The organism is Stenotrophomonas sp. STEN225 (genome assembly GCF_056756445.1).
Window position 1 is genome coordinate 119,771 of sequence record NZ_JBRRBV010000007.1, and the last position, 18,381, is coordinate 138,151.

The 18,381-nt window shown below is 65.2% G+C and carries 15 protein-coding genes and 11 tRNA genes; 21 read left to right on the plus strand and 5 right to left on the minus strand.

From position 1 onward, the window contains the following. Window positions 1-20: 20 nt before the first annotated feature. Window positions 21-710 carry a phosphate regulon transcriptional regulator PhoB gene (gene phoB / locus ACVOJ1_RS09230; protein ID WP_053519436.1) on the minus strand — a complete coding sequence of 230 codons (690 nt, stop codon included), beginning with the start codon at window positions 708-710 and terminating at the stop codon, window positions 21-23. A gap of 116 nt (window positions 711-826) precedes the next feature. Further along, window positions 827-2,473, minus strand: a complete 1,647-nt coding sequence (locus ACVOJ1_RS09235) for a M48 family metalloprotease (RefSeq protein WP_481558708.1) — start codon at window positions 2,471-2,473, stop codon at window positions 827-829. 142 nt (window positions 2,474-2,615) lie between these two features. On the opposite strand from ACVOJ1_RS09235, the gene grxC reads away from it, so the two are divergent. From grxC to ACVOJ1_RS09255, 4 genes are all read left to right on the plus strand, one after another. Then, on the plus strand, window positions 2,616-2,906 hold the full coding sequence (gene grxC, locus ACVOJ1_RS09240) for a glutaredoxin 3 (RefSeq protein WP_004154541.1): 291 nt from the start codon (window positions 2,616-2,618) through the stop codon (window positions 2,904-2,906). After that, window positions 2,903-3,295, plus strand: coding sequence for a carboxymuconolactone decarboxylase family protein (locus ACVOJ1_RS09245; RefSeq protein WP_053519434.1), 393 nt, complete (start codon window positions 2,903-2,905; stop codon window positions 3,293-3,295). Before grxC ends, ACVOJ1_RS09245 begins: the two co-directional genes overlap by 4 nt. A 227-nt stretch (window positions 3,296-3,522) precedes the next feature. After that, the gene (locus tag ACVOJ1_RS09250) at window positions 3,523-4,527 is read left to right on the plus strand and encodes an isocitrate dehydrogenase (RefSeq protein ID WP_053520418.1); all 1,005 of its coding nucleotides are present in this window, start codon (window positions 3,523-3,525) and stop codon (window positions 4,525-4,527) included. 197 nt (window positions 4,528-4,724) lie between these two features. Further along, a complete protein-coding gene (locus ACVOJ1_RS09255; protein ID WP_053520419.1) occupies window positions 4,725-5,486 on the plus strand; it encodes a sulfite exporter TauE/SafE family protein in 762 nt (253 codons plus the stop codon). Between the two features lie 3 nt (window positions 5,487-5,489). Here the strand turns inward: ACVOJ1_RS09255 and ACVOJ1_RS09260 are convergent, their stop codons facing one another. Further along, window positions 5,490-6,110 carry a flavin reductase family protein gene (locus ACVOJ1_RS09260; protein ID WP_346480351.1) on the minus strand — a complete coding sequence of 207 codons (621 nt, stop codon included), beginning with the start codon at window positions 6,108-6,110 and terminating at the stop codon, window positions 5,490-5,492. A gap of 75 nt (window positions 6,111-6,185) precedes the next feature. Beyond that, complete coding sequence (locus ACVOJ1_RS09265) at window positions 6,186-6,941, minus strand: Bax inhibitor-1/YccA family protein (RefSeq protein WP_053520416.1); 756 nt, start codon at window positions 6,939-6,941, stop codon at window positions 6,186-6,188. Window positions 6,942-7,122: 181 nt separating this feature from the next. On the opposite strand from ACVOJ1_RS09265, the gene ACVOJ1_RS09270 reads away from it, so the two are divergent. The 5 genes from ACVOJ1_RS09270 to ACVOJ1_RS09290 all read left to right on the plus strand — a co-directional run bounded on the left by ACVOJ1_RS09270 (window position 7,123) and on the right by ACVOJ1_RS09290 (window position 7,960). Then, window positions 7,123-7,199, plus strand: a tRNA-Pro gene (locus tag ACVOJ1_RS09270). Between the two features lie 39 nt (window positions 7,200-7,238). Beyond that, window positions 7,239-7,315, plus strand: a tRNA-Arg gene (locus tag ACVOJ1_RS09275). 173 nt (window positions 7,316-7,488) lie between these two features. Beyond that, window positions 7,489-7,565, plus strand: a tRNA-His gene (locus tag ACVOJ1_RS09280). Between the two features lie 79 nt (window positions 7,566-7,644). Further along, a tRNA-Lys gene (locus ACVOJ1_RS09285) sits at window positions 7,645-7,720 on the plus strand. Window positions 7,721-7,884: 164 nt separating this feature from the next. After that, a tRNA-Lys gene (locus ACVOJ1_RS09290) sits at window positions 7,885-7,960 on the plus strand. A gap of 44 nt (window positions 7,961-8,004) precedes the next feature. Here ACVOJ1_RS09290 and ACVOJ1_RS09295 read toward each other — a convergent pair. Then, a complete protein-coding gene (locus ACVOJ1_RS09295; protein WP_080375359.1) occupies window positions 8,005-8,664 on the minus strand; it encodes a DUF2306 domain-containing protein in 660 nt (219 codons plus the stop codon). A gap of 144 nt (window positions 8,665-8,808) precedes the next feature. On the opposite strand from ACVOJ1_RS09295, the gene ACVOJ1_RS09300 reads away from it, so the two are divergent. From ACVOJ1_RS09300 to ACVOJ1_RS09355, 12 genes are all read left to right on the plus strand, one after another. Further along, window positions 8,809-8,893 (plus strand) — tRNA-Leu (locus ACVOJ1_RS09300). Between the two features lie 189 nt (window positions 8,894-9,082). Next, window positions 9,083-10,378, plus strand: coding sequence for a trigger factor (gene tig / locus ACVOJ1_RS09305; RefSeq protein WP_053520350.1), 1,296 nt, complete (start codon window positions 9,083-9,085; stop codon window positions 10,376-10,378). 76 nt (window positions 10,379-10,454) lie between these two features. Beyond that, window positions 10,455-11,081 carry an ATP-dependent Clp endopeptidase proteolytic subunit ClpP gene (clpP, locus tag ACVOJ1_RS09310; RefSeq protein ID WP_053520351.1) on the plus strand — a complete coding sequence of 209 codons (627 nt, stop codon included), beginning with the start codon at window positions 10,455-10,457 and terminating at the stop codon, window positions 11,079-11,081. Window positions 11,082-11,207: 126 nt separating this feature from the next. Further along, window positions 11,208-12,497, plus strand: coding sequence for an ATP-dependent Clp protease ATP-binding subunit ClpX (gene clpX, locus ACVOJ1_RS09315; RefSeq protein ID WP_053520352.1), 1,290 nt, complete (start codon window positions 11,208-11,210; stop codon window positions 12,495-12,497). A gap of 142 nt (window positions 12,498-12,639) precedes the next feature. Then, window positions 12,640-15,090: an endopeptidase La gene (gene lon, locus ACVOJ1_RS09320; protein WP_053520353.1), complete on the plus strand. Its 2,451-nt coding sequence runs from the start codon at window positions 12,640-12,642 to the stop codon at window positions 15,088-15,090. Window positions 15,091-15,307: 217 nt separating this feature from the next. Next, entirely contained in the window at window positions 15,308-15,580 is a 273-nt protein-coding gene (locus tag ACVOJ1_RS09325) for an HU family DNA-binding protein (RefSeq protein WP_005408270.1), read from the plus strand. Window positions 15,581-15,591: 11 nt separating this feature from the next. Continuing rightward, window positions 15,592-15,666 (plus strand) — tRNA-Val (locus tag ACVOJ1_RS09330). Between the two features lie 26 nt (window positions 15,667-15,692). Continuing rightward, window positions 15,693-15,769: transfer RNA gene (locus tag ACVOJ1_RS09335), tRNA-Asp, on the plus strand. A gap of 84 nt (window positions 15,770-15,853) precedes the next feature. Then, window positions 15,854-15,930 (plus strand) — tRNA-Asp (locus tag ACVOJ1_RS09340). Window positions 15,931-16,017: 87 nt separating this feature from the next. Then, window positions 16,018-16,094 (plus strand) — tRNA-Asp (locus ACVOJ1_RS09345). A gap of 107 nt (window positions 16,095-16,201) precedes the next feature. Further along, window positions 16,202-16,278: transfer RNA gene (locus ACVOJ1_RS09350), tRNA-Asp, on the plus strand. A 130-nt stretch (window positions 16,279-16,408) separates the two neighbouring features. Beyond that, a complete protein-coding gene (locus tag ACVOJ1_RS09355) occupies window positions 16,409-18,364 on the plus strand; it encodes a peptidyl-prolyl cis-trans isomerase (protein ID WP_053519048.1) in 1,956 nt (651 codons plus the stop codon). Window positions 18,365-18,381 lie beyond the last annotated feature (17 nt).

An 18,381-nucleotide genomic window follows, 5' to 3' on the forward strand; every position in this document is an offset into this window, starting at 1 on the left:
CGATGCCGGCACGACGGGACTCAGGTGGCGGTGGAGAAGCGGTAACCCGCGCCGCGCACGGTCTGCACCATGTTCTCGGCATTGAACGGTTCCAGCGTCTTGCGCAGGCGGCGGATGTGCACGTCGATGGTGCGCTCCTCCACGTACACGCTGCCGCCCCACACGTGGTCGAGCAGCTGGGCGCGGGTGTACACGCGCTCGGGGTGGGTCATGAAGAAGTGCAGCAGGCGGTATTCGGTCGGGCCGATCGGCACCGGCTGTTCGTTGGCGAACACGCGATGCGCGGCACCGTCGATGCGGATCGGACCGACCGCCACGCTGCCGTCCTCGTCGTCTTCGCGGGCGCGGCGCATGACCGCACGGATGCGGGCCAGCAGCTCCCGGGCCGAGAACGGCTTGACCACGTAATCGTCGACGCCGGCTTCCAGGCCGCCGACACGGTCGTTCTCCTCGCCACGCGCGGTCAGCATGATGATGGGCACCTCGCGGGTCAGCGTCTCCTTGCGCCAGCGGCGCGCCAGGTCCAGGCCGCTGGTGCCGGGCAGCATCCAGTCCAGCAGGATCAGGTCGGGAACACGGTCGGCGATCGCGGTCTGGGCTTCGCGGGCATCACCGGCGTGGACCGGCTCGTAGTCACCCTTGCGCAGGGCGAAGGCGACCATTTCGCGGATCGCGGGCTCGTCATCGACGATCAGGATACGTTTCTGCACGAGGGCACCGTAGGGCTCGGTTACTGGACGGGTGCCAGTAGACTACGGTTTGATGACATGTTTGTGACCATCGGGCCGGAACCGCTCCCGATTGCCACGGACCGGTCATGCAGCGCTCAGCGGCGGTCCAGATCGGGGTCCTGCACGCCCTGCCGGCGCAGCTCCAGCACGGTCGGGGTGATCGATTCGATGCGCGCGTCGACCCGGGCCCGTCCCACGTAGTCCAGTGCGGGATTGCGCTTGAGCGCCTGCAGCTGCATCAGCGCCTGCTCCGGCCGGCCGCTGAGGAAGGCGGCCTCGGCGTAGGCCTCGCTGGCACGGACGCTGTCCCCGGCCAGCTCGCTGGCACGGGCGTAGCGCTGCTGGAACACCGGATCGTTACCACTTTGCGACAGCAGCGGCCGCAGCATGGCCTGCGCGCGCTGCCCCGCCTCGCGGTTGCCCTGTTCGTTGAGGATCTCGGCGTAGGTCAGCGCGACGGGCCGGCTGTTGGGATGCTCGCGCAGCAGCTGCTCGAAACGGGCATTGGCCTGCGTGGCCTGGCCCGAGCGCGATTCGGCCTCGGCCAGGGCCAGGGCTACCCACAGGCTGTCCGGATGGGCCTGCAGCAGGCCGTTCAGGGTCTGCCGCGCCTCGCCGGCACCGCTGCGTCCCCCCCGCATCACCGCCAGGGCCTGGCCGTAGCGCTGGGCATCGTTCAATCCACTCTTCTGGCGTTTGCCCAGGTCGGCGTACTCGCGCTCCACCTCGCCGGTGGAGTCGGCACTGAGCACCCGCAACCGTTCACGTGCCCAGTCGAAGTCGCCGCTGGGGCCCCGGCTGAGCTGGCCAACCGGCACCCGCAGCACACTGCTTGGCAGCAGCGGGTTGCTGCCGCGCAGCAGCGGTTCGGACAGGGTCGGGTCGGCAGGGTCCACCCGTTCCCTGCGCTCGCCGCTGGGCGTGGTGGTGGTCAGCAGCACCGTGTCCTTCTTCATCTGCTCGGCGCGGGCCTTCGCTTCGCTGATGCGCGTGACGTTGACCGGGTGCGTGCGCAGGAACTCCGGCACGCTGTAGCCGCCCTCGTTGCCGCGCATGGCCGTCGACATCCGCTCGAAGAAGCCGGCCATCGCGTCCACGTCGTAACCGCTGCGTGACAGGGTGCGTATGCCCAGCCGATCGGCTTCCGATTCGTTGGAGCGGGTGTAGTTGATCTGCCGCTGCTGCATCAGGCCCATGCCCGAGCTGATCGCGGCCATGGTCGCATTGCCTGAAGAGGTGCTGTTGCTGGCCTGTGCCGCCACCACCGCCGCCAGCATGCCCAACAGGATCGGGATCTGGTCGCGCTGGGCGCGCTCGACCCCGCGCAGCACGTGCTGCTGGGTGACGTGGGCGATTTCGTGTGACAGCACCGCGGCAACCTCGTCTTCGCGTTCGGCCGTCAGCACCAGCCCGGCGTTGACCCCGATGTAGCCGCCCAGGGTCGCGAAGGCGTTGATCTGGCGGTCCTTCATCACGAAGAAGGTGTAGGGCTGGCGCGGCTGGTCGCTGTTGGACCCCAGGCGGGTGCCCATGGTCTGCAGCCAGTCATTGACCAGCGGATCGTCCAGCAGGTAGCCATAGTTGCGCAGCTCGCGCAGCATCATCGCGCCGTACTCGGCCTGGCGGGCCGGGGTCAGCAGCTCGCCGGCCGAGGAGCCGATGTCGGGCAGCTTTTCCTGGGCCTGGGCCAGCGGCATGGCCAGGGCGAAGGTGACGGCGGTCGAAAGCAGCAGGGCTCGCAAGCGGGAGGTCCTCGGGCGGGGCGCGCCAAGCGTGGCAGGGCAGGGGGCAACCATTCGTTAATCCACAGTGTTGCGGTGGTAGCGTGGAAATTCCAGCGCACCGGTACCATATGTAGACCGTCGATCCATCGTGGAGTTTCCCGTGACAGCCCAGACCGCCGGCGGTGCCCCCGCCATCACCATCTATTCCACTGCCGTCTGCCCGTACTGCGTGGCCGCCAAGAACTTCCTCAAGAGCAAGGGCCAGCAGTGGACCGAGGTCCGCATCGACCTGGACCCGGCCGAACGCGAGAAGATGATGGCGCTGACCCGCCGCACCAGCGTGCCGCAGATCTTCGTCGGCGACGTCCATGTCGGTGGCTATGACGACATGATGGCGCTGCACCGTGAAGGCAAGCTTGAGCCGCTGCTGGCCGGGCAGGGTCAGGCATGAGCGCGGCCGACGACGGCAGCAAGGACCGCATCGCCGAGTTCACCGCGTTCCGCAAGCGCATGAACGAGCGCATCCTGGGCGAGCCGAACCAGGTGGTGCGCCGGTTCTTCGCGCTGGATACGCAGACCTACCAGGCCGGCGCGCTTGATGTGAAGACCAAGGAGCTGCTGGGGCTGGTGGCCTCGATGGTGCTGCGCTGCGACGACTGCATCAGCTACCACGTGGCCCAGTGCAAGGAGGCCGGGGTGACCCGCGAGGAGTTCTTCGAGACCTTCTCGGTCGGCCTGGTGGTCGGCGGCTCGATCGTGATCCCGCACCTGCGCCGCGCGGTCGATTTCCTCGACCAGCTCGAAGGCGGTGCCGCCGCCCCGGAAGCCCACGAGCACTGAGGGTAACGCCGGGCCATGCCCGGCGAATGACCGGACGCCCACCCGCCGGGCATGGCCCGGCGCTACCGGAATACGCGGGCAATTCTGCCTGAGCCGGGGACTGGGACCATGGTCTATTTGGGACCTCGGCCCCGGCTCAGGCATAATTGCCGGTGAAACTTCCTTTGCGCCGGCGTTTCCGGGCACGTCCGGACGGCGTTTTTTCCCCCTGTTCGGAACATCGATCAATGACGCAGAAAATTACGGTCATCCGCGGCGACGGCATCGGCCCGGAGATCATGGACGCCACCCTGTACGTGCTCGACCAGCTCAATGCCGGCCTGGAGTATGAAGAGGCCGACGCCGGCCTGGCGGCGCTGGAGAAGCACGGCGACCTGATGCCGGCGGTCACCCTGGACTCGATCGCGCGCAACAAGGTTGCCCTGAAGAGCCCGCTGACCACGCCGGTCGGCGGTGGCTTCACCTCGATCAATGTCAGCCTGCGCCGCCATTTCGACCTGTACGCCAACGTGCGTCCGGCCCACACCTTCCCGAACACCAAGTCGCGTTTCGACAACGTCGACCTGATCACCGTGCGTGAGAACACCGAAGGCGCCTACCTGGCCGAAGGCCAGGAAGTGTCGGCCGACGGCGAGACTGCCTTCTCCGGCACCCGCATCACCCGCAAGGGCTCGGAGCGCATCGTGCGCTACGCCTTCGAACTGGCCCGGAGCGTCGGCCGCAAGAAGGTCACGGCAGTGCACAAGGCCAACATCATCAAGTCGACCTCGGGCCTGTTCCTGAACGTTGCCCGTGAAGTGGCCGCGCAGTATCCGGACATCGAATTCCAGGAAATGATCGTCGACAACACCTGCATGCAGCTGGTGATGCGCCCGGAACAGTTCGATGTGATCGTCACCACCAACCTGTTCGGCGACATCATTTCCGATCTCTGCGCCGGCCTGGTCGGCGGCCTGGGCCTGGCCCCGGGTGCCAACATCGGCAAGGACGCGGCGATCTTCGAAGCGGTGCACGGCACCGCGCCGGACATCGCGGGCCAGGGCAAGGCCAATCCCTGCGCGCTGCTGCTGGCGGCGGCACAGATGCTGGATCATATCGGCCAGCCGCAGAATGCCGAGCGCCTGCGCAAGGCCATCGTGGCGACCATGGAAGCCAAGGACTCGCTGACCGGCGACCTGGGCGGCACCGGCACCACCATGAGCTTCGCCAAGGCCATCGCCACGCGCCTGTAAGCGGTGGCTGGACCTTGTCTGGATTTCCAGCGGGGCGCCTTCGGGCGCCCCGTTGCGTTTGGGTGCCTGCGCATGCTCTGCGCAGCTCATGTGGTGTGGCGGCACCGAAAGTGCGCGCGCTGGTCGGGTACCTTGCCACGCACTACGCTGCCCAGGCCGGCGTGGCAGCGTAGCCACGGGGTCGTAGCGAGGTGATGATGGATTCGGTGTATCTGCTGGTCGCACTTGGAGCGATCGTGGCGGGATTCGTGCAGGGACTGTCCGGCTTTGCGTTCGGAATGGTCGCCATGTCGTTCTGGGCGTGGGGGCTGGAGCCACGCCTGGCGGCTACGCTTTCGGTGTTCGGCGCGCTGGTGGGTCAGCTGGTGGCGGTGTTCACCGTGCGGCGCGGATTCAATCTGCGTCTGCTGCTGCCCTTCGTCTTCGGCGGCCTGGCGGGCATTCCGCTGGGCGTGATGGTATTGCCGCAGCTGGACATGGACTGGTTCAAGGCCCTGCTGGGAGGCTTCCTGGCACTGTGGTGCCCGGTGATGCTGATGGCCCGTTCGCTGCCGCCGATCACCACGGGCGGGCGCATCGGCGACACCGTGGCGGGCATGGCCGGTGGCGTGCTCAGCGGCATCGGCGGCTTCGCAGGTCCCGTGCCCACGTTGTGGAGCACGCTGCGTGGTTTCGGCAAGGAGGAGCAGCGCGCGGTCATCCAGAACTTCAACCTGGCGATGCTGTCGGTCACCATGGCCACCTACGTCGGCAGTGGCCTGGTCACCCGGCAGATGCTGCCGTACTTCGCTGTCGTCGCCCCGGCCATGCTGGTTCCGGCGCTGCTGGGGGCCCGGGTCTACATCGGCATCAGCGAGGCGCGGTTCCGCCAGATCGTATTGAGCCTGCTGACGCTGTCGGGCATCGCGCTGCTCGCCTCGTCGCTGCCGGCCCTGTTGGCGCGCCCGGTTGCCGGCTGAGATTCAGGCCGGCCGGAACATGCGGAAACGCTGCTCGGCACTGACGCGGAAATAGTCGGCCGGTCCACCGCCGCGCAGGATCGGGTCGGCGGCTGCAGTGTCGTAGATGCCATCGACCAGCAGTCGTGCCTCGATATGGACGGCGACCACCTCGCCGAGCACCAGCCAGCCGTTGGTGTCCTGTCCGGCGGCATCGCGCAGGCGGACGATCTGGGTGCAGCGGCATTCCATGCTGACCGGGCTTTCTGCAACACGCGGCGGCTCGACCTGCCCGGAAGCCAACGGCGTCAAGCCGGCCAGCGTGAACTCGTCGACGTCCGGCGCGACCGCCCGGCAGCTCTCGTTCATGGCTTCGGCCAGGTCGAAAGTGGCCAGGTTCCAGACGAACTCGCCCGTCGCTTCGATGTTGTGCAGCGAGTCCTTGCGGCCCTGGCTGGAGAAACCAATGATCGGCGGCGTGTAGTTGAAGGCGTTGAAGAAGCTGTAGGGCGCCAGGTTCAACGCGCCGTCGGCAGCGCAGCTGGAAATCCAGCCGATCGGGCGGGGTCCGATGATGGCGTTGAACGGGTCATGCGGCAGGCGATGGCCGTCAGCGGGGCGATAGCTGTGGAAGAGGGCAGGCATGGCGGGGTCGAAAGGGGGAGGGGAACAGAAAGGGCGCCACGGAGGCGCCCTTTGTCGTTTTCAGCCTGACCGGAATCAGCGCTGCTGGATCTTTGACAGCAGGCGGAGGAACTCGACGTACAGCCAGACCAGGGTCACCATCAGGCCGAATGCGCCATACCACTCCATGTACTTGGGCGCGCGCTGGGCCACACCGCTCTCAATGAAATCGAAATCCAGCACCAGGTTCAGCGCGGCGACCACGACCACGAACAGGCTGAAGGCGATGCCCCAGCCGCTGGAGGAGTGGATCAGCGGGACTTCGATGTTGAAGAACGACAGCACGAACGACGCCAGATAGAGCAGGGCGATGCCACCGGTGGCGGCGACCACGCCGAGCTTGAAATTCTCGGTGGCCTTGATGACGCCGGTGCGGTAGGCCACCAGCAGGGCAGCCAGCGTGCCGAAGGTCAGCAGCACGGCCTGGAATACGATGCCCGGGAACCGCAGCTCGAACACGGCGGAAATGGCGCCGAGGAACAGGCCTTCCACCAGCGCGTACAGCGGTGCGGTGACCGGCGACCATTGCTTCTTGAACACGGTGACCAGCGCCAGCACCAGGCCGCCGATCGCGCCGCCCATGGCATACAGTTTGGCGGCCGGCAGCACCTGGCCGAAGGCCACGGTCTGGTTCCAGGCGAAGGCTGCGGTCAGCACGGTCAGCAGCAACAGGATGCCGGTCTTGTTGACGGTGCCGTTGAGGGTCATCGCCTGGTCGGGGCGGGTCACCACCGAGCCGTTGGCGAGGTCGAGGAAAGTCGACTCGGAAAGAGCCGGGTTGCCGCTGCGCATGCGCGTTCTCCGTGCGAATGAGGGATCAGGAAGGCCATCCGGCCGACGATGTCGAGCATAGCCGATGGCCACTGCCACTGCCGTGACCGCGCGCCCGGGACAGATCGCTGCGTTGACAGTTCGCCGCGTGCTTGGCGACAATGACCAACTCCCCGGGCCTGGCTCGAGGGGATTGCAAGACCGGGGTATAGCGCAGTCTGGTAGCGCGCCTGCTTTGGGAGCAGGATGTCGGGGGTTCGAATCCCTCTACCCCGACCAATCCCACGCCACGTCGGATTGGACGCCGTTCCGGTTCGGGCGCCCGTAGCTCAACTGGATAGAGCACCGGCCTTCTAAGCCGGCGGTTACAGGTTCGATTCCTGTCGGGCGCGCCATTGGCGAGGCACCGGGACCGCGTCGGCGGATGTGAAGAAAGGCTTGCAAAAGCGTGAGGACTCCACCAGAATATCGGACTCGCTTCGGCGGCCCGAACTTCGGTGACGGTCTCCAGGCAAGGCTTCAAAGCTCCAGCGCCAGCAGCATTGGCGATGAAGCGAATGTTTCAGTGGTGGCTGTAGCTCAGTTGGTTAGAGTACCGGATTGTGATTCCGGTGGTCGGGGGTTCGAATCCCCTCAGCCACCCCACTGATTCAACCGCATCGGCACAGCCGACACGGTGTTGCAATAAACAGAATGCACGCTATAATGTGCGTCTGAGTTTCACGGGCCGTTAGCTCAGTTGGTAGAGCAGTTGACTCTTAATCAATAGGTCCAAGGTTCGAATCCTTGACGGCCCACCAAGACAGAAGCCACCTGGTACGCCAGGTGGCTTTTTTCTTGCCTGCAGGCCGCGCAAAGGGCATGCGAAGCACCTTGGGTCGTGGCACGCATGCGTCGATCAACGATGTTGAAAAAAAGCTTGCGCCCCGTGTGCGCATCAGGTCATAATTCGCGCCCCGATTTCGGGCTGTTAGCTCAGTTGGTAGAGCAGTTGACTCTTAATCAATAGGTCCAAGGTTCGAATCCTTGACAGCCCACCAGACGAAAGCCACTTGGTCCTCCAGGTGGCTTTTTTCTTGGGCGTTCAGCGGCTGCCGGACGGCTCTGCGAGTGTGCCGATGGACACCACGCGCCTTCCTGCTTCATGCACCAGCAACGGCAGGGCCCAGCTCAGCACCAGCAGGCTCGGCACCATCACCAGAGGCGATGCCAGCTGCATGAGCGCAGGCACCAGCAGCGCCAGGCGGAACACCGCGGGTGACAGCGTCACCAGGTAGCTGCGCAGCATCCATCGCCGGTGCTGCTCGACGTCGCCACGCCGGATGCTGCGATAGCCGCAGAATGATGTGACCAACCACGCCAGGCCGGTCGCAGCGAACGCCATTTTCAGTGCCAGCCAGCCCTGGGTGGTGGCGATCAGGCCGGCGACAGCGGCGCTCCCCAGCAGGATGCCGGCCAGGTAGATCCGTCCCAGCCAGCGATGCAGCCGGGGACGGTGTCGCCGCAGGGGACCGATGAACTGCGTGGCGCCAGCCAGCATGGCCAGGCTGCCGCCGGCGACATGCAGCCACAGCCAGTTGCGACGCTCCCAGAACATGCCATAGGCCTCGGCGCTGACCTGCCCGTAGCGCTGTGCGGTGACCCACAGGAAGTGCAGCGCTACTGCAAGACCGAGCAGCCAGACGAGTGTGGACCAGCCGGGCATCCGGGCCTGCAGGGGCGTGCGGAGTGGGGTGCGTTCCATCGGGGCAGACCGGGTGGCGGCAACGGCACGAGTCTACGCGCACGTGCCGGCGGCTGCGCGTGGGCGCCTGGACTACGTATTCAGGTTTGTCACGCCTTCCGCTTTGTGCACCCGCCTGCGACAATGACGGCCTGTGCCGGCCACGCGAAAGTGGCGGAATTGGTAGACGCCCTGGATTTAGGTTCCAGTGCCGCAAGGCGTGGGGGTTCGAGTCCCCCCTTTCGCACCAGTGCCGGCCTGCCTCCGCCCCCGCCGGGCGTTCCCGAGGCGCTTGCCCGGCCTGCGCTGGCAGTGCACGCCGAATTGGGCGAAACTAAAGGGCTGCGGCAAGCAGGCGCGTCCCGGACGCCGTCACCTTACAACCGTTTCATCCATCATCGAGCCGGAGGCCAGAGCGCCACCGGTGGCAGGAGTCAACATGCAAGCTTCGATCGAATCCATCGGCAACCTGGAACGCCGCCTGAGCTTCTCGCTGCCGGAAGACCGTCTGCAGAGCCACATCAACGGCCGCCTGGGCGAAATCGCCCGTACCACCCGCATCAAGGGTTTCCGCCCGGGCAAGGTGCCGGCCAAGGTGATCGAGCAGCGCTTCGGCGCGCAGGTCCGTGGCGAGGCGCTGGACGGCCTGCTGCGCGAAACCTTCGACGCGGCCGTGCGTGAGCACGATCTGCGCATCGTCGGCAGCCCGCGCATCGACAAGGGCGACGAGGGTGAGTTCTCCTTCGTGGCCACCGTGGAAGTGGTGCCGGACTTCGGTGACATCGACGTCAGCAAGCTGACCGTGGTGCGCCACACCGCCGAGATCACCGACGCCGACATCGACCAGATGATCGAGAACCTGCAGAACCAGCGCCGCACCTGGGCACCGGTTGCGCGTGGCGCGCAGGATGGCGACCTGGTCGCGGTCGAAACTTGGTCGCAGGCCGGCGAAGAGCGCCTGCCGGCCGAAGGCACCGAGAAGGGTTCGATCGTGCTCGGCCAGGGCATGATGTTCGAGACCATCGAAAAGGGCCTGGTCGGCCTGGCCAAGGGCGAGGAAAAGACGCTGGACGTCGATTTCCCGGCCGACTGGCGCGTGCCGGTGCTGGCCGGCAAGACCGTGCAGGTCACCGTCAAGGTTGCCGAAGTGTCCGAGCCGGTGGTGCCGGCGGTCGATGAGGCCTTCATCAAGAGCTTCGGCGTGAAGGGCGGTGATGTCGAGCAGTTCCGCAGCGACATCCGCGCCAACCTGGAGCGCGAGCTCAAGGGCGCGCTGATGAACCGCCTGCGCCGTGAAGTGGGCGAGCAGCTGATCGCCGCCTATTCCTCGGTGGAAATGCCGCCGCGCCTGGTCGAGAACGAAGCCCGCGCGATGCTGGCCCAGCAGGTCGAGCAGATCCGCCGCAGCGGCCGCAACCCGGGCGAGATCCCGGCCGATGCCCACGAAGGTTTCAAGGACGCCGCCGCCAAGCGCGTGCTGGTCGGCCTGCTGGTCGGCGAAGTGGCGCGCACCAACGATCTGCGCCTGGAGCCCAAGCGCCTGAACGAAACGCTGCGTCTGATCGCCTCGACCTACGAAGAGCCGGAGCAGGTCATTGAGATGTACCGCAACGACCCCCAGCTGATGTCTGGTCTGCAGAACCGTGTGATGGAAGAGCAGGTGATCGACTGGATCGCCGAGCGCGCCCAGCACACCGAAGAGAAGCTGTCGTTCCAGGACGCGATCCGCCAGTAAGTCCGGGCGGATCACCGTATGCCCCGCGCCCCTGCCGGCGCGGGGTTGTTTCCCCCCAAGATAGGTACCTCACGTAATGGACAACCGAACCAAAGCCCTGAACCTGGTTCCGATGGTGGTCGAGCAGACCAGCCGCGGCGAGCGTGCCTACGACATCTATTCGCGCCTGTTGAAGGAGCGCCTGATCTTCCTCGTGGGCCCGATCGACGATCACATGGCCAACGTGGTGGTGGCGCAGTTGCTGTTCCTGGAATCGGAGAACCCGGAAAAGGACATCAACATCTACATCAACTCGCCGGGTGGCGTGGTCACCGCCGGTATGGCGATCTACGACACCATGCAGTACATCAAGCCGAATGTGAGCACCACCTGCATCGGCCAGGCGGCCTCGATGGGTGCCCTCCTGCTGGCTGCAGGTGAAGCCGGCAAGCGCTATGCGCTGCCCAATTCGCGCGTGATGATCCACCAGCCGCTGGGGGGTTACCAGGGCCAGGCGACGGACATCGACATCCACGCGCGCGAGATCCTGACGCTGCGTTCGCGCCTGAATGAGATCCTGGCCCGCCACACCGGCCAGTCGCTGGAAACGATCGCTCGCGATACCGAGCGCGACAACTTCAAGAGTGCGGTCGAAGCGCAGGCCTACGGCCTGGTCGACCAGGTCCTGGAGCGTCGCCCGGATGAGTCGGTCCAGGCGGGTTGAGCCGCCTTCACGGGGCCAGGCAGGCCTCGTTCCTGCAGGGTCGGGCGGGACTGGTGTCCCTCCGGCCCTGTGCTATTCTCGAATCGAACCCCCGTTCAGCGGGTGGGGTAACTGGGTAAGCGAAGCATGAGCGAAGACCGCCAAGGTCGTTCCACGGACACCGGCAAGATCCTCTACTGCTCTTTCTGCGGCAAGAGCCAGCATGAAGTGCGCAAGCTGATTGCGGGTCCGAGCGTGTTCATCTGCGATGAATGCGTGGAGCTGTGCAACGACATCATCCGCGAAGAACTTGAGGAAAAGGCGCAGTCGGCGCGCAGCTCGCTGCCGAAGCCGCGCGAGATCCTCGAGGTCCTCGACCAGTACGTGATCGGCCAGAACCGTGCCAAGCGCACCTTGGCCGTGGCCGTATACAACCATTACAAGCGCATCGAGAGCCGGCAGAAGAACGACGACGTCGAGCTGGCGAAGTCGAACATCCTGCTGGTCGGTCCGACCGGTTCGGGCAAGACCCTGCTGGCCGAAACCCTGGCCCGCCTGCTCAACGTGCCGTTCACCATGGCCGACGCCACCACGCTGACCGAAGCCGGTTACGTGGGCGAGGACGTGGAGAACATCATCCAGAAGCTGCTGCAGAAGTGCGACTACGACGTCGAGAAGGCGCAGCAGGGCATCGTCTACATCGATGAGATCGACAAGATCTCGCGCAAGAGCGAGAACCCGTCGATCACCCGCGACGTGTCCGGCGAAGGCGTACAGCAGGCCCTGCTGAAGCTGATCGAAGGTACCGTGGCCAGCGTGCCGCCGCAGGGCGGTCGCAAGCATCCGCAGCAGGAGTTCCTGCAGGTGGACACCAAGAACATCCTGTTCATCTGCGGCGGCGCGTTCGCCGGCCTGGACAAGGTGATCCAGGCCCGTTCCACCGACGTGGGCAGCATCGGCTTCGGCGCCAAGGTGAAGAGCGCCGAGCGCAAGCAGGAAGTGGGCAAGCTGCTGGCGGAAGTCGAGCCGGAAGATCTGATCAAGTTCGGCCTGATTCCCGAGTTCGTCGGCCGCCTGCCGGTGGTGGCGACCCTGGAGGAGCTGGACGAGCCGGCCCTGATCAAGATCCTGACCGAACCGAAGAACGCCATCACCAAGCAGTTCAAGAAGCTGTTCGAGATGGAGAACGTCGAACTGGAGTTCCGTCCGGACGCCCTGTCGGCCATCGCCCGCAAGGCGCTCAAGCGCAAGACCGGCGCCCGTGGCCTGCGCACCATCGTCGAATCGGTGCTGCTGGACACCATGTACGACCTGCCTTCGCAGGAAAACGTCAGCAAGGTGGTGGTGGACGAATCGGTGATCGAGCACAAGTCCGAGCCGTACCTGATCTACCAGACCCCGGCGGCCCCTGAACAGAAGGCCGCAGGCGCCGAGTGATTCTTCCAAGTTGTTGATTGGAAAGAATTTTAAAGGAATGCCTTGCATCTGAAAGCCGATGGCCCCATAACGGGGCCATCGGCTTTTTTTGTCTCCGGAAGATGTCCTCCCGGAGGCGGTTTTCCCCTTCCCTGGAGCCCCCATGGCCCGTTCCCCAAGTGAAACCCTCGACCTGCCGGTCCTGCCGCTGCGCGACGTAGTGGTGTTCCCGCACATGGTCATCCCGCTGTTCGTCGGCCGTGACAAGTCCATGCACGCGCTCGAACAGGCAATGGAGGCAGACAAGCGCATCCTGCTGCTCGCGCAGAAGTCCGCCGAGACCGACGACCCGCATGCGGCCGATCTCTACCAGGTCGGTACGCTGGCGCAGGTGCTGCAGCTGCTGAAGCTGCCCGATGGCACGATCAAGGTGCTGGTCGAAGGCCTCTCGCGCGTGCAGGTGACCCATGTCGACGAACGCAACGGTTCGCTGCACGGCCAGGCCGTGGAGATCGACGCTGCGGACGAGCGCGAGCCGCGCGAGATCGAGGCGATCGCCCGCTCGCTGATGTCGCTGTTCGAGCAGTACGTGAAAACCAACCGCAAGCTTCCGCCGGAGCTGCTGCAGACCCTGGCCGGGATCGACGAGCCTGCGCGCCTGGCTGACACCATCGCCGCCCACATCAGCGTGCGCCTGGCCGACAAGCAGCGCCTGCTGGAAACGCTGGCCGTCGGCGAGCGCCTGGAGATGCTGGTCGGCCTGGTCGACGGCGAGATCGACGTGCAGCAGATGGAAAAGCGCATCCGCGGCCGCGTGAAGTCGCAGATGGAGAAGAGCCAGCGCGAGTACTACCTCAACGAACAGATGAAGGCCATCCAGAAGGAACTGGGTGACCTCGACGACGCGCCGGGCGAGCTGGAAGAGCTGGCCCGCAAGATCGCCGAAGCGGGCATGCCGAAGGCCGTGGAAGCCAAGGCGCGCAACGAACTGAACAAGCTCAAGCAGATGTCGCCGATGTCCGCTGAGGCGGCGGTCGTGCGCAATTACCTGGAGTGGCTGCTGGGCGTGCCGTGGAAGAAGCGCACGAAGGTGCGCAAGGACCTGAAGGCTGCGCAGGACACGCTCGATGCCGACCATTACGGCCTGGAGAAGGTCAAGGAGCGCATCCTTGAATACCTGGCGGTGCAGTCGCGGGTGAAGCAGATGAAGGGCCCGATCCTGTGCCTGGTCGGGCCCCCGGGCGTGGGCAAGACCTCGCTCGGCCAGTCCATCGCCAAGGCCACCAACCGCAAGTTCGTGCGCATGTCGCTGGGCGGCGTGCGTGATGAGGCCGAGATCCGTGGCCACCGTCGCACCTACGTCGGCTCCATGCCGGGCCGCATCGTGCAGAACCTCAACAAGGTCGGCAGCAAGAATCCGCTGTTCGTGCTCGACGAGATCGACAAGATGTCGATGGACTTCCGTGGTGATCCCTCCTCGGCGCTGCTGGAAGTGCTCGATCCGGAGCAGAACAACGCATTCAACGATCACTACCTGGAAGTGGACCTGGATCTGTCGGAAGTGATGTTCGTGGCCACCTCGAACTCGCTCAACATTCCGGGCCCGCTGCTGGACCGCATGGAAGTGATCCGCATCCCCGGTTACACCGAGGATGAGAAGCTCAACATCGCGACCCGCTACCTGGTGCCCAAGCAGATCAAGGCCAATGGCCTGAAGCCGGAGGAACTGGAAATCGGCAGCGATGCGATCCAGGACATCGTGCGCTACTACACCCGCGAGTCGGGCGTGCGCAATCTGGAGCGCGAGATCGCCAAGATCTGCCGCAAGGTGGTGAAGGAGATCGCGCTGGCAGGCCCGCAGCCGGTGAAGGCCAGGAAGGGCGCGAAGAAGGCCAAGGCGCTGGTCACGGTGACCGGCAAGAACCTGGACAAGTACCTGGGCGTGCGCCGCTTCGATTTTGGTCGCGCCGAGGAAGAAAACGAGATCGGCCTGGTCACCGGCCTGGCCTGGACCGAAGTCGGTGGCGACCTGCTGCAGATCGAATCGACGCTGGTGCCGGGCAAGGGCCAGTTGATCCTGACCGGCCAGCTCGGCAACGTGATGAAGGAATCGGCTTCGGCGGCGCTGTCGGTCGTGCGTTCGCGCGCCGATCGTTTCGGCATCGACAGCGACTTCCTGCAGAAGCACGACGTGCACCTGCACGTTCCCGACGGTGCCACGCCGAAGGACGGCCCGAGCGCCGGCGCGGCGATGGTGACCTCCCTGGTCTCGATGCTGACCAGGGTGCCGGTGCGTGCCGATGTGGCGATGACCGGCGAAATCACGCTGCGTGGGCGGGTCACCGCCATCGGTGGACTGAAGGAGAAGCTGCTGGCTGCCCTGCGTGGCGGTATCCGCACGGTCATCATTCCCGAAGAGAACCGCAAGGATCTGGCCGACATCCCGGCCAACGTCACCCGTGATCTGAAGATCGTGCCGGTGAAGTACATCGAAGAAGTGCTTGATCTGGCATTGGAGCGTCCGCTGGCACCGAAGAAGGCGCGCAAGAGTGCGCAGCGCGTCACGGTACGTAGCAAGGCGAAACCGAGTGGAAACGCGCGCGTCAAGCACTGACGCGCGTTGCCGAATGGCCCGAAACCCGCGTCGTTGCTGGCTTTCCAGCTTGCGTGGGGGTAGGGCCACTGGTATAAAAGCAGCACTCGCAAATGAGTGATCGCTGTTGGCGATCTCTGAATCGGCGAACCGTTTCCACATGGCGATCGCGCGCAGATGGCGTGCGGTTGCTTCCCTGTCGAATCCGCGGAACCCACCGCCAAAGGAGTTGTAGAGAATGAACAAGACCGAATTGATCGACGCCGTTGCTGAAGCTGCCGACCTGACCAAGGCCGAGTCCAGCCGCGCTGTCGATGCCGTCGTTGCTGCCATCACCAAGGCGCTGAAGGACGGCGATGCGGTCACCCTGGTCGGCTTCGGTACCTTCCAGGTCCGCGACCGTGCAGCCCGCACCGGCCGCAACCCGAAGACCGGCGACACCATCAAGATCGCTGCTTCGAAGAATCCGTCCTTCAAGGCTGGCAAGGCCCTTAAGGATGCTGTAAACTAAGCGGCTCGCTGGGGTGCTTAGCTCAGCGGTAGAGCGTCTCCTTTACACGGAGAGGGTCGGGGGTTCGAAACCCTCAGCACCCACCACAGCACCGCGGTAAAAGTTTGAGTGTGGAGCGGTAGTTCAGCTGGTTAGAATGCTGGCCTGTCACGCCGGAGGTCGCGGGTTCGAGTCCCGTCCGCTCCGCCACTTCAACGAGGCCTCCGGCCAAAAGCTGGAGGCTTTGTTTTCTCCCTGATCCTGATCGGGAAGAGAACACAAGCAGTACAACGCGGAGCGGTAGTTCAGCTGGTTAGAATGCTGGCCTGTCACGCCGGAGGTCGCGGGTTCGAGTCCCGTCCGCTCCGCCATTACATCGAGGCCCCCGGCCCAAAGCTGGGGGCCTTGTCTTCTCCCCGGCCTGTCCGGGACGAAGGCAGAAGGGTTGTCGCAAACACGGAGCGGTAGTTCAGCTGGTTAGAATGCTGGCCTGTCACGCCGGAGGTCGCGGGTTCGAGTCCCGTCCGCTCCGCCATTGCGCAGTTCTTAAGTCCCTGTGAAAAAACTTTGAAAAAAGTGTTCATCGGGCTGGGTTTCCAGGGTGTCTTCGGATATACTGGGCGCCTGCAAAGTTTCAAGCGCGGAGCGGTAGTTCAGCTGGTTAGAATGCTGGCCTGTCACGCCGGAGGTCGCGGGTTCGAGTCCCGTCCGCTCCGCCAACTTTCAAAAGCCCTCGGCGAATGCCGGGGGCTTTTTCTTTGCGCGCATGTCGCCCTTGGCGTTTTTGGTCCCTGCGACGAAGCGGGTTACACTGCCGGGCTCGCCAATCAGGCCTTGTGATTCCTCACCATGCTGCAGAAACTCCGCGACAAGACCTCAGGCTGGATCGTCACCGTGATCCTGGGGCTGCTGATGATTCCGTTCCTGTTCGTGATCGACAACAGCTACCTGGGTGGCGTTGGCGCACAGAACGTGGCCAAGGTTTCCGCACCGCCGACCTGGTGGCGTTCCGCGCCGTCGTGGTGGCCGGTACGCATGCTGTGGCAGCACCATGAGATCAGCGCGCAGGATTTCCGCACCCGTTTCGAGCAGGAGCGCATGCGTGAGCGCCAGCAGCAGGGCGAGAACTTCGACCCGCGCGCGTTCGAAAGCACCGAGAACAAGCTGGCGGTCCTGGATCAGCTGATCGACGAGCAGGTCGTGCGCCTGGTCGGCGAGCAGGCGGGTGTGGTGATTGGCGATGGCGCCGTGCGCGAGTACATCACGTCCATGCCGGCGTTCCAGGGGCCGGATGGCAAGTTCAACGAAAACAGCTACCGCCTGGCGCTGGCCGGCGGCAATCCTCCGCGTACCCCGACCCAGTTCCAGGAACTGGTGCGCGAGAGCCTGCAGCAGTCGGTGATTCCGGCCGGACTGCAGAACTCCGGTTTTGTCACCCAGGCCGAGACCGAACGCCTGTTGAAGCTGCTGGGCGAAACCCGTGATGTCGAGCTGGCTGCGCTGCCGCCGGTGCCGGCTGACACGGCCCCGGTGACCGATGCGCAGATCAAGCAGTGGTACGACAGCCATGGCAAGGATTTCCGCCAGGCCGAAACCGTTTCGCTGGAGTATGTCGAGGTCAACGGTGCCAACCTGCCGGCGCCGACGCCGGCCGACGAAGCCACCCTGCGCAAGCGCTACGAGGAAGAAAAGGCCAAGTTCACCTCTCCGGAGCAGCGCCAGGCCGCCCACATCCTGATTACCGGCGACGGTGCTGAGGCCAAGGCGAACAAGCTGGCGGCCGAGGCAAAGGCGGCCGGTGCCGACTTCGCAGCCCTGGCCAAGGCCAACTCCGAGGATCCGGGCTCCAAGGACCAGGGCGGTGACCTGGGCTGGGTGGAGCGTGGCGCGATGGTCAAGCCGTTTGAAGACGCCCTGTTCGCGGCCAAGGCCGGCGACGTGATCGGTCCGGTCAAGACCGACTTCGGATACCACATCATCAAGGTGGCCGCGGTACGCGGCGGCGAAGGCAAGTCGTTCGAGGACGTGCGCGATACGCTGGCCGCCGAACAGCTCAAGGCCGACGGTGAGCGCGGTTTCAACGAGCTGGCCGGCCGTCTGGTCGATGCCATCAACAAGAGCCCGAGCGACCTGGCTGCCGCAGCCAAGGAAGTGGGGCTGCCGCTGCAGACCCTGGGACCGATCACCCGCGCTACCGCCAGCGGCATCGCCAGCGACCCGGCCGTGCTGCGCGCCGCGTTCTCGGACGTGCTGGTGCAGGACGGGACCGCCAGCGATCCGATCGCCCTGGGAGGCGCCACCAACCACAGCGTCGTGATCCGCGTCGCGGCCCACACGCCGGAGCAGGCGCTGCCGCTGGAGAAGGCCCGCGAGCAGGTGATCGCCGCGATCCGTGCCGACCGCCAGCGCCAGGCCAGCGACAAGGCGGCCGAAGCGCTGCTGGCCAAGTTGAAGGGCGGTGCCACCCTGCAGTCGCTGGCTGCCAGCGAAAAGCTGCAGCTGAGCCCGATGCCGGGCCTGCCGCGTGGCCAGCCGGTGCCGACCCCGGAAATCAACAGCGCGATCTTCAGCGCGCCGGTACCCACCGCAGGCAAGCCGACCTACGGCAAGGTCGACGTCAACGGCCGTGCGCTGGTGTTCGCGGTGAACAAGGTCAATCCGGGCGACATCAAGGACGTGACCGCCGAGCAGCAGAAGCAGCTGAAGGAACAGCTGAGCCAGATCGACGGCATGGCCGCAGCCAAGGCCTACATCGACGCGATGCGCAAGAAGTTCGTGGTGCAGACCACCGAAGCGAATCTGTAAGCCCACGGCGGGCAGAA